9 protein-coding genes and 1 riboswitch are annotated in these 16,818 nt (G+C 29.4%); of the genes, 1 reads left to right on the forward strand and 8 read right to left on the reverse strand.

Annotated elements, in window-relative coordinates; genetic code table 11:
* Positions 1-156: 156 nt before the first annotated feature.
* A complete protein-coding gene (locus RT714_RS00845; protein ID WP_313755724.1) occupies positions 157-933 on the reverse strand; it encodes an IclR family transcriptional regulator in 777 nt (258 codons plus the stop codon).
* A 183-nt stretch (positions 934-1,116) separates the two neighbouring features.
* Between RT714_RS00845 and RT714_RS00850 the strand changes: the two genes are divergently transcribed.
* Entirely contained in the window at positions 1,117-2,004 is an 888-nt protein-coding gene (locus RT714_RS00850) for a DUF4349 domain-containing protein (protein WP_313755725.1), read from the forward strand.
* 204 nt (positions 2,005-2,208) lie between these two features.
* Here the strand turns inward: RT714_RS00850 and RT714_RS00855 are convergent, their stop codons facing one another.
* From RT714_RS00855 to RT714_RS00885, 7 genes are all read right to left on the reverse strand, one after another.
* Positions 2,209-3,921: a methyl-accepting chemotaxis protein gene (locus RT714_RS00855; protein ID WP_313755934.1), complete on the reverse strand. Its 1,713-nt coding sequence runs from the start codon at positions 3,919-3,921 to the stop codon at positions 2,209-2,211.
* Positions 3,922-4,214: 293 nt separating this feature from the next.
* Positions 4,215-5,657, reverse strand: a complete 1,443-nt coding sequence (locus RT714_RS00860; protein ID WP_313755726.1) for a methyl-accepting chemotaxis protein — start codon at positions 5,655-5,657, stop codon at positions 4,215-4,217.
* A gap of 169 nt (positions 5,658-5,826) precedes the next feature.
* Entirely contained in the window at positions 5,827-6,621 is a 795-nt protein-coding gene (locus RT714_RS00865; RefSeq protein WP_313755727.1) for a transglutaminase-like domain-containing protein, read from the reverse strand.
* Positions 6,622-6,634: 13 nt separating this feature from the next.
* Positions 6,635-6,719: riboswitch (cyclic di-GMP riboswitch) on the reverse strand.
* 184 nt (positions 6,720-6,903) lie between these two features.
* A complete protein-coding gene (locus RT714_RS00870) occupies positions 6,904-11,715 on the reverse strand; it encodes a collagen binding domain-containing protein (protein WP_313755728.1) in 4,812 nt (1,603 codons plus the stop codon).
* Between the two features lie 182 nt (positions 11,716-11,897).
* Positions 11,898-14,456 (reverse strand): GH39 family glycosyl hydrolase, encoded by a 2,559-nt coding sequence (locus RT714_RS00875; RefSeq protein WP_313755729.1) that lies wholly within the window; start codon positions 14,454-14,456, stop codon positions 11,898-11,900.
* Between the two features lie 41 nt (positions 14,457-14,497).
* Positions 14,498-15,373, reverse strand: a complete 876-nt coding sequence (locus RT714_RS00880; protein ID WP_313755730.1) for a GGDEF domain-containing protein — start codon at positions 15,371-15,373, stop codon at positions 14,498-14,500.
* A gap of 321 nt (positions 15,374-15,694) precedes the next feature.
* Positions 15,695-16,813: a DHHW family protein gene (locus tag RT714_RS00885; RefSeq protein ID WP_313755731.1), complete on the reverse strand. Its 1,119-nt coding sequence runs from the start codon at positions 16,811-16,813 to the stop codon at positions 15,695-15,697.
* Between the last annotated feature and the right edge of the window lie 5 nt (positions 16,814-16,818).

Genomic DNA, 16,818 nt, shown 5'->3' on the forward strand with positions numbered 1-16,818 from the left:
TAATAACTCTCTTATATTAGAACGCCGTTCCGAAAATTACGTAAGCAAAAAGGAATGGTTCCCCTTGTTAAATTAGAACACCGTTCCGAAAAATAGTTAAATAAAAAATAAATTTATCTTTTGTATAATCAGATGGTATTTTTATACCACCTGATTTTATCTTAATTGTCTTGTAGCAAGACTAATTTCTTTTGCTGTTTCTACTACCTTTAATATCTTATCATTTATATCTTGTCTTTTCATTCTAGCAGTAGGCCCTGACATACTAATGGCCGCAATTGCATCGCCATTCTTATCTAAAATAGGAGCTCCAATACAATATAGTCCTAATTCCTGTTCTTCATCGTCAATAGCATAGCCATCTTCTTTTACCTTTTTCAATTCCTTTATTAGTTCATCCTTATTAGATAATGTATTCTCCGTATGCTTTTTTAAATGATTATTTGAAATCTTATTAAAATCTATATCCTTGGAAAATGCAAGTAGACATTTACCAACTGATGAAGCATGTGCATCAGAACTAGATCCGATATTTGGATTAACTGATAGCACCTTATTGGTATCTACTTCTTTTAGTATTATAATGGTTTTATATCCATCATGTGAGTCTTTATCTAATATTGATACGTTAACAACCTCTTGGAATTCATCAAATAATTCCTTTGCATAGGGTCTAATAATGTCAACTAATGATAGTTTTTCTCCAACTCTTAAACCCATGGCGTATATCTTCGTGCCAAGCCAGTATTTACCATTCTCCCTATTTTGATGTACAAATCCTTTATTTTCCAATGTGGCTAAGGTTCTATGTACTGTACTTTTATGGAGTCCCAATTCCCTACCAATCTCAGATACTCCTATTTCTTGTCCATTGTTGTATAATAAAAGTAATACATCTAGGGCACGATCAACAGCAACAATTGTTTCTGACATTTTATCACCCTTCGCAATCTAAATATTGGAACACTGTTCCAATATTTATTATATTCTTGTTTTTCTTATTTGTCAATTATATATTTAGTTATTTTTTAAATTATCTAAATATTATATTGTAACTGTTTTGTATCTCCTTATTTATCAAATTATTGTATAATTTAGTAAAAGGAGATGATAATGGTGAAAAATAAAAAGTTATTTTTTATAGTAAGTTTAATTTTATCTTTTTCTTTAATATTTTCAGGTTGCGGTGCAAAAAAATCTGAGTCATATGATATGGCTACTGAAGATATGCCTCCAACTGAACAATGGCGGGAAATGGATAATAATGAAAATGAAGAATCTAAAGGGCAATATGGTACAACGGAACCTGAAAAGATTATTACTACAATATCAATTTCTATGCAAACTAAAGAATTTGTAGATACTACTAATAAACTAACTGCAATTATAGAAAAACATAAAGGATATGTTGAGAACTCTAATATCTTTCATAATAATTATTATAATTCTGCTAGACTCAAATACTCTGAATATACTATAAGAATTCCAAAGGAAAATTTAAATCAGTTTGTTATAGATTTAAAAGAAATTGGAAATATTATCTCCGAAAATACTTCTAAAGCAGATATTACTAAACAATATAAAGATACCAAGTCTAGATTAAGAGTTTTAGAAATTAAAGAAGGAAGAATACTCGACTTACTAAAGAAAGCTGAAAAGATGGAAGATATCATAGCCCTTGAAGACCAGTTAAGTAATATAATCTACGAAAAAGAAAATTTAACTGCTAATATAATGGATATGGATGATAAAGTGAATTATAGTACTGTTCAATTTCAGCTTGAAGAGGTAGCAAAACTAATCCCTAGCGAAAATATAAAAACTCCATTCTGGACTAAGATAGGAAACGCCTTTAAGAATTCAATGTATTTTTTCACTGACAATGTTGAAAATCTTATTATATCTTTTATATATTTCCTTCCTTATGGCTTGATTATAGGAATCTTAGCTTATTTAGTATGGAGATTTATAAAGAAAAGGAAAAATAATATATCTAAGGAATAGAAAAAAGCAAGGACTTGTCCTTGCTTTTATTATATCATCACCTCTACAGTAAATACTATCTATTTCTTTCCATATGTCTTTTATTCTTGAATCACTAATGTAATAATGATCAAATTCGCATCTATTGCCATCAGTTTGTATTGGTAAAACTTCCATATCCTTAGTCGTTACAGTATCTTATTAGCTGTTGTAGCTACGTAATCCTTAGGATATTTTAAACTTCGTTACCATGTCATTGAGACTTTCTGCTAATTCAGCTTGACTTACGGCAGCAATAGATATCTGGTCTGTTCCTAATGCTATTTCATCCATCCCTTCAGATATATATACTGTATTATCACTTGAAACCTCAGAATTTTTAGCTAAACTTTCTACTACTTGACTTAATTCATTCATAGTAGCTGTTATTTCTTGTGCCATTGAGGCAATATCCCCAGACATATCACTTATAAAGTTTGAATCCTCTACATTGTTATCCAATGTAGTAAAAAATGCATCATAATCTTTCATTACTGTATCATCCATAAATTCTAATACTTCTTTAGCATTATCGGATAAGTTTTTAGTAGCTTCCTGAACCTTTAAAATTGTACTTTCTATTATTTGAACAGTTTCTGATGATTGTTCTGCTAATTTTCTTACTTCTTCTACAACTACTGCAAATCCCCTACCATTCTCACCTGCCCTAGCTGCTTCTATAGCTGCATTTAAAGCCAATAAATTTGTCTGCTCGGCAATGGCTGATATTATTTCTGCCATGTTTTGTATTTCTTCTACTACCTTAACATCTTCAATTGCCTTTAAAATACTTCTTTCCTTTTCATTATATAATCTTATAGCCAAATCTCTAGATTCACCACTTATATTTTTAGTTTTTATAGCTTTATCTTTTATTTCATATGACTTATCATTACCATCAGAAGCACTTGAAGCAAGCATCTCCATTCTTGAAGTTACTTCTTCCAAAGAAGCCGACATTTCTTCAGTTGCAGCACTTGCATCTTGCACTCCTTGTGCTATTCCTGTTGTAGAATCATTTATTTCAATGAACTTTACATTAAGCTCTTCAATTGTAGCTGAAAGTTCTTGACTTGAGGCACTTAAATCCTGTGATTTATCTATTACAATTCTGATAAGATCTTTCAAATTATCTTGTATATCTTTGATAGCTCTTATTGTAATTCCAAACTCATCTTTTCTATTGTCATTAATATCTTGAGTAAGATCATAGTTTGCTAAAGCTTCTGAATAATTTTGTATTCTCTTTAGTACGGTTACTACACTTTCTGACATATATATGCCCATAACAATAGTTATAATTAAAGAAATAATAAGTATTATATTAGCCATATGTCTAGAATTATTAAAAATTTCTTGGTTTTTTATCTTAATTTCTTCAGAACTATTTTGATTCATGTTCGTTATTTTATGCAGCTCATTTATTACTATATCTTTAGTTTGTATACTCTTCCCATATTGTTGCTGAGCAATTTCATCTTTTCCTGATTTCCTTGATTCAATTATAGATTCTGCATTTACCTTATACTGATTATAGTTGGTTTTTAAAACATTAAAAACTTTTTCTTCTCCTTCAAGATAATCAAATTCACTATTTTCATATTCTGAAATTAATCTATCACTATCATTAAATAATGACTTAATATTTTTAAAATAATTCTCATTTGCTTGAGAATCTATATTATATGCTATAGCTTGTAGATCACCTCGAACTTCCAATAAATTTTTCTCCAAATTAGCTAATCTTACCAACTCTTCTACATTATGATCACTTATTTTTTCATTATCATTTATTACCTTTAATTTACTTAAAGATAAATAATTCGAACCAGCTGATATTAATATTATAATTAAAAATGCAATCAAAAATTTAACTCTTACTTTAATATTTTTTAACATTTCCACACATCATTCTCCTTAGTTTTCTTTTTTATCAATTGTGGATTATAATACATTCTTATCCATATTAAAACTCTAAAAAGTATCATAATTACAATTAACTTAAAGTTAATTTGTTTGTTTATTAATATGTTCGACAAAATCCGAGTTTTCTTTAGTTGATTTTTTATTTTATACTATATTGAATATCAAATTACCTTATCAATGGTTTTGATTTCATATTCTAAATCCTCAATAATATTGAAGGAATATAAAAAGCAAGGACTTATCCTTGCTTTTTATATTTATTTTTACTACTCCTCAGATATAATAGATTTAATATTATTTAAAATATTAGTCATTTCTTTACTTCTATTTCTAGCTTCATTTAAGTACATTAAAGCTCCATCTTTATCTTCATCTCTTATTGCTTTTATTACATCATCACCTCTACTATGGAACTCATGATGAATACTATCTATTTCTTTCCATATGTCTTTTATTCTTGGATCACTAACTATAATACTATTGTAATAATGGCCAAATGCACATCTATTGCCATCGGTTTGTATCGGCAAAACTTCCATATCTTCCACCATTCCACTAAGTTTTCCTATCCAGTTTTGATGAGAATTTAAAGCATTATTTACTATATTTAATATTTCTTCATTATTTAATGCATTTTTACCTCCAGATAAAGCATGCATCATATCCTTAGTCGTTGTAGACAATTTATTATCTATATTGGCTATTGTAGTTGCATAATCCTTACTTTTTAAAGCATACTCATTGATTTTAATTGTCATTGAGCTTAGTTCTTCAGCATCTCTGCTAGAAGCATCCATGGCTGCATTTATTTCGTTAGCAGCAATTTTAATTCCTTTCATAGAAGAAGTTATTTCTTTTATATCTTCTAAAGAATGATTTAGCATTTCAACATTTTCTTCGATTGTGCCCTTGACACTATCTATTTGTGAACTCATTTTCTCTGTAGAATTTATTGTATTATCCATACTATTCTTTCCATCATTAGCTGTTCTTTGAATATTTCCAACAAATAAATTCATACCGTCTAAATTCCTCTTGGTATCATCTGCCAATTTTCGAATCTCTTCTGCAACTACTGCAAATCCTCTACCATGTTCTCCCGCTCTTGCTGCTTCAATAGATGCATTTAATGCTAATAAATTAGTCTGATCTGCTATTTTACTTACTCCCTCTACTATCTCATAGATTTTATTAGTCATTTCAACTAGCTTATCTATTTGTTGTTTCATTTCATGAGCATCATTCATTACATTTTCTTTAAGTTCCACTACTTCCACTAGTTGTGTAAGACCATCATGATTACTATTCAACAGTTTTCCAGACTGCATTGATAAATCAGAGAGAATATTTGTGGCATCATTTATTGTTTCATTGACTTCATTCATACTAGCATTTGTTTCTTGAACTATGGCAACATTGGATTCACTCAGGCTAGCCATCTCGTTAGAAAACTCAACTAAATTTTCAGCTATATAAGCCATATTCATATCAAAATCGCTAATTGAAGCTGCTACATCTAAAATATCTTTAGCAGAAACAGCCATTTGCTTTTCATTATTTAATAGGGAATTTATAGCTTTTAACAATCTTTGGTGAATTGGATAATCCACCGTTGGCTCTATGGATTCTTTTCCCGAAATTATATTTTCAATATGGGATATAATACATTCAGCCTCGTGACAGGGTCTTGATTTTTTTAATACAAACATATTTGGGCTCCTTTCAAAATATAAATTTATAACTTGCTTCATATATTAGTAGATATTCTTATGACTAAATTATATCCGAATATAATGGAAGATTCATTGTTATAGATACCCTGTTTCAATCATTCTTAACCTTATAAATATTAAAATAGCAAGGAATAACCTTGCTATTTTAATATTGTTTTTCAATTTTATATTCTTTTATATCTTTTATCATCGTAACTTTTGTATTTCCATTTTTAAGTCCCGCGTCATAAGTGGTATCTATGGTAATCCACTCATTAGTATCTTGTAGATATACCTGATTCCATGCATGATATTCTTTAATATCATTTTTATATCCCATGATTAATTTAGTAGGTACATTTACTGACCTAAGCATAGAAGCTGTTAGGGAAGCATAATCATAACATATTCCTTTTTGTGCTTTTAATGTACTATCTATATTTGGTATATAGTTTGAACTTGTCCTACTTGCTTTATCATTATCATAGCTTATAGTATTTACAATATAGTTATAAATAGCTGTCGCCTTTTCTTTATCATTTTTAGCATTTTTAGTCAATTCTTTTGCTTTTTTTATAGCATTCATCTCGTTATTCCAATTAATCATTTGAATGGATTGTAAATATACTTCATTTGGATTTAATGCTTTTAATGTAACGGTTTCTTTAGCAATTTGTTTAAATTTTTTACCTTCTACATTTTCAAGTATAGAAATAATATAATCTCCATCTCCAGATTGTAGAGGTATAGTATTGTTACCATTTAATATATAATCATAATTTGTATTTCCTTTACTAACTCTAACTGCTACACTTTTACTGCTATTATAGTTAACATTTATTACTCCATTATCTACTTTAGATTTATCAATATAAGCACTTGTAGCTTGCCCATTAACTGATAACGTGAATAAAGTTAAAATCATAGTCAATAAAGATATAATTCTACGTTTTTTTGACATAAAAAACTCTCCTTTCGGTAACTGGCTGCCATCTTATCTCTAAGGAAGGCCCTTTAGTTTTGCGTCTTTAGTTTTCACTAAATTTGCCTTTATCGGTGGAAAGCACCAATAAAATATATTTATTTCTTATATTATACCATATTATTCCAACTATTGTATAGTCATTAGGTATCATTACAAATTTATCTTTTATATTATCTTATATTTATTATATACCATTATTTTCCTGTTTTAAACTTTTTTATACATAAAAAGGCAGAAGTTTCCTCCCGCCTTTTTAAATTAAACTATTTTCTTTCTTATGATTATCCCTACTGCTATGAAGAATAATCCTGCAAAATAGAATAATATTGAATTTAATTGTCCTGTCTTTGGTAAGGTTTGAGTTTCTATTTCTGTTCCCGATTCTATACCTCCTAATGGAGTTTCTATGTCTATTTCTATTAATTCTTCTGTTCCGTCTGGATGTTTTATTATAAATTTATCCTTACCCACAAATCCTGATTTTGGAGTGTATTTCCATTTACCATTTTCATCAAACTCAACTGTTCCATTCTCAGGTGGAGTAACTACTGTTGGTTTCTCTGGTTCAGTAGGTTTCTCTGGATCCGTTGGTTTTTCTTGGACAGTTGGTTTCTCTGGATCCGTAGGCTTTTCTGGGTCTACTGGTTTCTCGGGTTCTACTGGTTTTTCTGGATCTGGCTTTGGCTTTGGATCTTTATCTTTATCCTTTGGATCTTTAGGCTCCTTAGGATCTGGTTCTGGTTTTGGATCTGTTGGTTTTTGTTTGTTTTCTACTGTAAGCAATATTTCTTGACCATCAGTGTCCAGTTTAGCCTTATATTCCTTGGAATTTAGTTCATAATCCTTTGGTGCTTTTATTTCTACCACTTTGTATTCACCTAATGGTAGGTCATTTATTGCTGCAGTCCCATTGGAATCTGTCACCAATATAGCCACTACTTCGCCCTTAGAGTTTATAACTTCAAACTCTGCTCCAGATAGTACCTTGGTTGAATCATCTTTATCTGTTTTTTTAAGTTTAATACTACCTTTGGTTGGTTGCGGTGCTGGTGGTGTTTTTTCATTTATTAAAGTTAGTTCTTTTATAAGAATAACCTTACCATCTACCTGTTCACTGGATATAGTTACTGTATGCACTGTATTATCTAGTTTATACCCCCATGGAGCATTAGTTTCAACTACTGTATAGGTTCCAAATGGTAAGCCTTCAGCCAATGCTATTCCATCTGCATCAGTAGTTATGGTTTTCACAATTTCCCCAGCAGAATCTTTGATAGCAAATTTTGCACCTGATAGTTTCTTTTCTGCAGTTTTACTATCTATTTTAATGATTCTTATAGCTGCTAGTTCACAGTTCTTAACCTCTACTTCTTTTATTTCTTCAGTATACTTTTTATCTACAACTACAGTTATATCTTTACTATCTAACTGATATCCTGTAGGTGCTTCTATTTCATTTAAGATATAAGTTGCATATTTTAGACTAGGTGATAAAAACTCTCCATTTCCATCAGTAATCACTTCACCTAATTCTTTAATATTTCCCTCGATATTTCTAGTAAGTTTAAATCTTGCCCCTGAAAGTTTTCTATTACTGTCATTCCCATCAACCTTAATTATTTTAAACTTTCCTACTTCACCTTTTCCTGATCCTTTACCAGTAACAAAAGTAGCAGGTATTATTTTAGTGTCCTCTCTTTTTCCTTTATCTACTCCCGTACCTTTAAAGGTTACTTCATTAGTCAACTTTTGATCTAAAATTTCCTCTTTTATTATATTGGTTCTATATTTGATAGTATAAGTTGAGTCAATTTCTTTTTTAGATATAATATCAAATACTTGCGGATCAGTTGCTAATGTCTTAGGATGTAATTTAATTTCAAAGTAATCATCAAACTTAACACTAGCATCCTTACCGGGAATAATTTTATCATTCTCTATACTGCCACCCTTGAATAATTCAAAACTTTTTTCTACAAATTCTAACCCCTCACTCAGAATATCTGTTAGAGTAATCTGTGAAATTGTAGATTGACTTTTGTTGATAAGGATATACCAGTCTATATCTTTTTGACCATTTATAGTACCATCCTTAAATACAAATTTATCTCCATCATTATAATCAACTTTTGCACCATAATCACCATAATTTGTTTTTGCTGTATTTTTATATTCTGTTTGTGATATACCCACAAATTTTGTAGAATATTCGATTCTATATGGAGAGTCTATTTCTTCAGGAAATGTCGCTTTAAAGCTCTTTCCTTTGGGGTCTTCTTCTATGGAAATTTTTGCCTTCTCTTCATCTGTTAGTTCAATGTTATCAGACATCTTTCCATTTGACTCTACTGTATATTTATACACTTTAACTGAACCTGGTATAAGCTCTTGGTTTCCTGTCATATCATCTTCAACTACAAGATTTTTCATATTCTTGGAAAGATAATTTAGATTTATTTCCCAATGAATTTGTTTCTTTGAAGCATCTAACGTTCCTATTTTATTTCCATTTGTCTTGGCAATTGGATCAATATCTGGAGCAGCTTCTTTAATTAATTCTTCACCAGTTTTGTCAGTCCAAGTAAATTTAGCACCATTTTTATAGGTTAAAACTTTAAAATTATCTTTATTTGAATGAATATCTGGATCAATTTGCGTTTGATAAGTTATGATATATTCAGCTTGATTTACTACATGGGTATCATTAAATTTAAGTGTAAAACCTTTGATTTTCTTATTATCTTTATCCTTCTTTTCTTCTGTAGTAAACTCAGTAAATTTTACCCCTGCTCTAGTTACCTCTATATTCTTAAACTGTTCTTCCGTCATCATCATTCCATCAGTAAAGTCATCTGTAATTTCAAGTCCAGTTATTCCTTCTTTTATTGGATTAATCCTAATTTCCCAGCCTAATTCTTTTGTTTCATAATTTACTCCTACGCTTCCTTTATAGAAATAGTTATCTATTCCTGGCTGAACATTGCCATCCCCAGTTTTCCCTTCACCTACTATTCCATCAATAGTACCTTTATTCTCAAATATCTTTTGATCCCTATCCGTAATGATAGAACGATATTTTATTCTATAAGCCTTAGTGATAGACTCTTGGAATAATATATCGAATTTAGTGATAGGCTCTACTTCTGGACTTTTACCTTCTTTATAATCTATATTAAATCCATTGAAACTCCCTGATTTCTCAGTAATGATTCCTTTTTCAGAAACATCTAGCTCAACTATTGTAATTGGCACTGTAGTATCTAACTTTAGGCCTTCACCCATTACATCACTTACGATTTTTGTACCTAGATCTAACTCAGCTAGATTTACATCTATTTCCCAGTCAATATACTTGGCTTCATCATAGCTTATGCTAGGTGTTCCTTTTTTATTGATAAGCCTACCTTTTTTAACGGTTACTGTCTTTCCTGCTGGAATTTCGCCTTCTTTACCATTTTGAGTAAGTTTTGCTTTATTTGTAAATGTTATGGAATCTTTATTATTTTTTAGATACTCTGGATCTATTTTTGTAGTATACTCTATTACATATTCTTTATCAATATCTCCAAGAACTATGGTAAATTCTATAGGTAATCCATCTGGATCAAAAGTTCTTTCATATTCTTCTTCAGATAATGGAGATCCTTTAGAGTCAAGAACCTTTATATCTCCTTTTAGTATTAATCCATCAGGGATTTTATCCTTTACCTTAACCCCTTTTAAATTATACAAGGATTTATTAACGTATATCTTCCAAGTAATCTCATCAGCATTAAATTCTTGGTTTTCTTCCCCTTCCTTTTTTATCAAAGGCTCTCTAGTTACAGGTACTGTTGCACTGACAGATTTGTTATTGAAAGTAGCTTTATTTTTATACTCAAATTCGGTTTTAGATGTATCTAATTTTTCCATATCTATTTCAGTATCATAGACTATCTTATAGGCCTTCTTGATACCATCTTCAAATTTGATTTTAAGTTCATTTGTGTCTTTAGCATAATTTACACTATAGCCACTCTTCACTTCGTCACCCTTTTGAATACTTCCGTCTGAATATATCTTTAACTCATATATCTTCATAGATTTATCAACATATTTCAATCTAGTATCTATTTGGTCTGTGACAATAGTTTCCTCAACTGTATCCAATGTAGTATTTATGTCTATAGTCCAAGTTAGTATATTTGGGTTACTAGAATCTTGCTTACCTTCCTTTTTAATAGAAGAACCATTCTTTGGTTTAGTTCTTATTGTAAACTTCTCGGTTTTTCCAGATATAGGTATCTCTAATTCATATGGTACCTCTACCTTTATCTGATCCAATCTAAGATTTAACTCAAGCTCCACTGTTCCACTTACATTGGAACGTTGATCTGGCAAATTACTAAAAACTAGTTTTAATTCTCTTTTTTTCACATCTACAAACCATTTACCATATCCATCAAGTTCACCATCAAAATCATTTTCTCCTAAATTAAATTCCTCTGGTATCTTAATTATAGTATAATCTCCATTTTTCACATCCCAGCTATCTTCGATTTTCCAAGCATATTCAAGTTTTACCAAAGCTTTTGGATCTACATATCCTTCAAGGAGAGTGCCATTTGGATAAGTTAACTTAACATCACTGATAATTTTATATGAAAGTTCTTCTCCATTTCCCACCTCTTCATCTAAAACTTGAACCGGCTCTTCTTGTGAGATCACTGTGACTTCTCCACCATCTTCAGTTAGACTGTCATCAGGCTCCTCCCCTGTTAATTCCATGTCCTTATCCTCTCCATCTATTACCTCAGAGTTTCCATCTTCCGGAGTTCCCAATATTCCTTTTTCATCTTCCTCTACTTCATCTTCTTTAGCTTCTTCCACATCTTCTGTAGGCATCGCTTCATCAGGTTCTTCTACATTTCCTAGAGTTGTTAATTCATCAGGTGTTACTTCTCCTTCCTCCATCACCTCCTCAGCAAAAGCATAGCTAGACAATATAGGTCCAACGATTTGAAGAAGCATAGCTAAAATCACCATCATTATTATGCTATATTTAGTTTTCTTGTAAAATATCTTCAACATTCTTTCCTCCTTTCTTATATATTTGCTGCTAATATATTATTATAATTCATACTAAGTCACATATATATGCTAATTTTGATAAAACTTATTCCTTTTTTTGCTAATTGTTATAAAATTAAACAGACTATACTTTAAAATATAGCCTGTTTAATAAAAACATATTTAAATTTAAGTTTTTATACCTATATTTGCTTTTCAAATATTAAAACCTCTGCTCCATGGACTGAAATATATAAATTCTCTGAATACTCTTCATCTATTTCTACATATTCTACTACCATTCCTGGTCTTGCTCTTCCCTTTAAATAATTAATTTCTTCTTTAGTCATATTCTCAGGATTCCCCATTTTTACCCATTCATCAAATGCTGAACCATTATCCCTATTTAAATAATATCTTATAACCTTATAATGTCCAGAAAGGCCTAATACATTAACCTCTACTGTTTTTAATTCCTTACTTTCATATACGGAATACCTTTCAATATCACTTAATGCCGATGTATCTCCTTTAATAAAAAATTCATCAAAATATGCAAAATTATAAACCAAAATCTGAATATCATTATTGTCTTTAGTGACTATATAATCTTCCCCTCGTTCTATAATATAATTCCCCAACTTAGATAATAAGTAATATGCAAAATATGATGCTTTCTTTAATCCATCTTTATTTATTAATCCAAATCCACCATGAAAATGAGATATCCCAGCCTTTGTTTCTTCCATTATATCTGTAAATGTCCAATAACCAAGAGAATCCACATTACCTATGTTATCTAAAATATTTTTAATAATAAAATTAGAAACAAAACATGTGTCATTAATGGGATTTCTACAGCATGATGAAGTATTCCATTCAGTTATATGGATTTCAGGTTTATAGGATAAAAATTCTTCTATCTTATCACCAGCATATTTTATAGTTTCAAATGTATGATTTTTACCAAAATAAATTCTTTTTAGTAATTGGTATTCTTCCATTAATTTCGAAGGCTCTACCTCTTCCTTTAATTCTGCCATCATCTTTTCTACTTTTTCATTTACCAAAAAATCTTCAGGATAAATATGAAAAGATATAAAGTCTAAGGGTATCATATTAATATTGCAATATATTAAGAAGTCTTCAAACCATGTTCCTTCTTTCAGAACTTGATAAGTAATAGACGGTCCCCCAACTTTTAGTTTGTTGGAAACAGATTTAATAGCCAATGTAGTCTCTTTATAAAGCTTAAAATATTCTTCTTTTCCTCCAATCCAAAAAACCCGTTCTAAATCAGGCTCATTCCAAACCTCAAAGTGCCAAGATTCTACTTCTTTTAACCCATACCGATTTATACAATGTTTTATAAATTCTTTAACTAAATCTGTCCATAAACCAATATCTTTTGGTCCAGATATATTTGCTTTCCACCAAAACATAGTTTCATCAGATTTTCTTATTTCAGATGGCATAAATCCCAATTCTATAAAAGGTTTAATATTAACTTCCTTAAAAAAGTCAAATAGTTCATCTACATATGACCAATTATAAATAATATTTCCAGAATCATCAATATTATATATCATCATTTCATCTGAAAATATTCCATGAAATCTAATATGCTCAAACCCGATTTCAGATTGAATTTCTCTTAACTGGTTCTGCCATTCATTCCTTAGCCCTTCTGCTGCTCTTCCAAAGGTGGTCAATTTTTTCCAATAGAAGTCATGAATAATTCCTTCTTTGTTTATATCTACATTTATAACTTCTTTAGTACTAGAATATACATTTTTTTCATTTAATGAATCAGTTGTTAAATATCTATATAGTTTTGAAAAAGCTTCAGTTCTATTTACATCTAAATAGGTATTACTCCTTATTTTTTCCTTATCTCCAGCTAAATCATATTTTTCCTTAGAAACTATTTTTTGCTTTTCCCTATATTGAGTTGGAGAACAGTTATAGACTCTTTTAATAAGATTATTTAAAGATTTAGTACTAGGGAATCCGCTTTCAAATGCTATTTCTGTTATTGTTTTATCAGTTCTTACAAGTAAATCTATTGCTTTATCTAATCTTTTAATATTCAAATATTCTTGAAATGATATTCCCATTGTATCTTTAATATAATGGGATAAATAATAAATACTAAGATTTTCATTATCCGCTATATCCTTAAGAGTTACTCCTTTTTCTAAATTTTCATCTATATAAGCTATAATACTATTAAATCTAAACACATCCTTATTGACGGCTTCAAATTTATCATCTTCAAGAATATAACTATCAAAATTATTGACAATATGGTTAGCCAGTAAAAGAATCTCTGAACCTATTATAAATTGATGCCCCTCCTTCATCTTATTTAATTCCCATACTATTTTAGCTAAATGATGTCTAATAATGTCAAATCTTCCCTGCTCCTCTTCTCCATATATAAAAGATTTACAGTCAAATATTCTCTTGCTAAACCCTCTAAAATATTTATCAAAATATTCAATTTCAATCTGTAATGCCAATACTATATTATCTTCCTTTGTTCTGCTTGTATTATGAACCTCATTACAGTTAATTAAAAGAAAATCGTTTTCCCTAAGCAAATATTGATTCGCTCCAATTCCAACATTAATAGAACCCTGTAAAACTAATAGTATTTCCATTTCCCTATGCCAGTGCATCTTCAAATTATTCACAGAATGTATAAATACCTTTATAGGAACTCCTATATTGCCCCTTACTAATTCATAAGAGAATTCCATTTCCCCACCCCACCACATTTTAATTTTTTATCCTTAAAAGATTAAGATGCTACAATCCTATTTTTAGAACCTTTTTTTGCTTTCTTCAAATTTGTATCAATTTCATAAATGATTTCATCAAAATTCTTAGTCCCAGGATCCACTACACAGAAACCAATACTTATAGTTATATTAAGCCTATGATTATCAAATCTAATCACCATATTTTCTACGGCATTTTTAATTTTTCCCATAACTTCCATAGCTAATTCCTCATCAAAATCTTTTAATACAATAAAGAATTCATCTCCCCCGAATCTTGCCACCCAGTCATAATTACTTCTGATTATAGAAATTATAGTACTAGATAATTCTTTTAATACTAAGTCACCAGCAGTATGGCCATAAGAATCATTTATCCCTTTAAAAAAATCTATATCTACCATTGCAACTGCTAGTTTCTCTTTATGTTTCATCGCATAGTCAATATCAATGGGAAGCCTTTGATTTATATACCTTCTATTATATACACCTGTTAAATCATCTCTTATAGCCTTCTCATTAAGTTTGATTATTATATCATTAGTTTCCTTACTACTCAATCCACTAAGCCCTGTTACAATTCCCGTTTCAGTAATATCTTTAAGTAACTCTAAAACATATAGCTCATCTCCAAATTTAATAGGAGCTGCCATCACCATATATACTCCATCACCTTTGTATTCAACTTTAGTAAAAGTCCTTTTTTCTCTAACAGCTTGAGATGATATACAATTATCACACACCTTCCCTCTCTCCCAAAATTCATAGCAATCTTGTCCATGAATTATTGTACTTCCATCTCCATTTTGATAAACAACTTTCTTTCTAGTAGAATTTACTACCCTGACAATATCAAATAAACAACTTAGTCCATCTACAAAATTTGCTATATTCATTACTCTAAAAGGCATAATATCTAACAACTCCTCTTAATCTCTAAATTTTCCATATATTAAAAAAGTTGAAACAGATATAAATCTGCTCCAACTTATGATGATAATTGTTTGTTAAATTTGATTCTAAATATAAATTTTAACATTTTTCATCGTTAATATCTATACCTATATTGCTAAAACATATACCTTTATTTGTCATTTTCTCATGCTTTCATGCTAAATGGCAAGCAACTATATGACCTAGTTCCTTCTCTATTAACTCCGGTTCTATTTATTAAATTTTCTTAAGTCACTTTAAAATCATACTAAAGAAAAATTCTTCTAAAATACAAATAAGACTTTTTCTTTAGAAAAATTTTTTATATTAAACAAAAGTAATACTTCATCAATTTCTTTCTCCTTAACAAGTTCTTCTATGCCCATATTAAAATATCTAGGATCTATAACTATTATTTTTTCATAATGATTGGTAAGAAATGGAATAAAGCTATTTGCAAAGGAATCTTTAATTACTAATAAAGATTTCTTGTTTTTCTCTGATGTTTCTATTTCTATTAATGATTTATCTCCACCTAAAAAATAAGAGTACTTATCGGTTTTAATTAAATAGGTTTCATCATAAAGGCTATAAACCTCTTCTTTATTATTAATTTTAATATTATACTTTACATTATCTTTTGGCTCATAAATATATATATCATCTGGTTTTCCTAAATAAAAATTAGCTTTTCTATAATTAGTTCCAAAAAATTGGTTTGATACTGTTCTTATTATAAAATCCTCTTCTTTTAATGGATTTTCTCCTATTGCTTTCATATAATATTCATAAGAATAAAAAGCTCCTTTAGTAGTCCAGTGATGATCGGTCCTATAATATATATCTTCATTAGATTTTTCATTTAGAACCTTTACTAAATTTATTATTTCCATTTTCCCATTAAATGAAGATTCTAATTTATCCACAATATGGCTTTCATCAATTACAGGTGCATATAAAGGCAATTTATGATTTAGAGCTGTAGACTTACTAGGTACTAATATAGAAGTAACAGGAATATTATGCTTATTCATTTTATCTAAAAACATATTGATATTCTGTATATTCTTATTTAATTGCCCTTCATCTGCTTTTTTATCCATATCGAATAAATAATCTTCTTTTCCAAAATAAACTCTGCCATTATCTTTCTTTAATAAAGACAAATCTGCAATTGTTTTTAATCCTATCCAGTTATCCCTATAGATAAATTGGTCTGTTGTATAGATTTCAAAACTTTTACTAAACTTACCAGATATTATATTGTCTAAACTAATCTTTGGAAACTCCTGAAGATATCTATTTTCCTTACTTGAAAACACCCTTTTAGGTGATAACATATTGCTTATGGATAAAGATAATATTAATGTAGTAAATATTATAACTCTTGTCTTTTCTTTCATATATA

The organism is Tissierella sp. (assembly GCF_032104385.1).
Classification (GTDB): Bacteria; Bacillota; Clostridia; order Tissierellales; family Tissierellaceae; genus Tissierella.

What these genes read in the sequence shown, in the direction of transcription:
- RT714_RS00880 (WP_313755730.1), bottom strand. Translation starts at nt 15,373, where the DNA reads ATGAATATAGCAAATTTTGTAGATGGACTAAGTTGTTTATTTGATATT.
- RT714_RS00855 (WP_313755934.1), bottom strand. Translation starts at nt 3,921, where the DNA reads ATGTTAAAAAATATTAAAGTAAGAGTTAAATTTTTGATTGCATTTTTA.
- RT714_RS00885 (WP_313755731.1), bottom strand. Translation starts at nt 16,813, where the DNA reads ATGAAAGAAAAGACAAGAGTTATAATATTTACTACATTAATATTATCT.
- RT714_RS00845 (WP_313755724.1), bottom strand. Translation starts at nt 933, where the DNA reads ATGTCAGAAACAATTGTTGCTGTTGATCGTGCCCTAGATGTATTACTT.
- RT714_RS00875 (WP_313755729.1), bottom strand. Translation starts at nt 14,456, where the DNA reads ATGGAATTCTCTTATGAATTAGTAAGGGGCAATATAGGAGTTCCTATA.
- RT714_RS00865 (WP_313755727.1), bottom strand. Translation starts at nt 6,621, where the DNA reads ATGTCAAAAAAACGTAGAATTATATCTTTATTGACTATGATTTTAACT.
- RT714_RS00860 (WP_313755726.1), bottom strand. Translation starts at nt 5,657, where the DNA reads ATGTTTGTATTAAAAAAATCAAGACCCTGTCACGAGGCTGAATGTATT.
- RT714_RS00870 (WP_313755728.1), bottom strand. Translation starts at nt 11,715, where the DNA reads ATGTTGAAGATATTTTACAAGAAAACTAAATATAGCATAATAATGATG.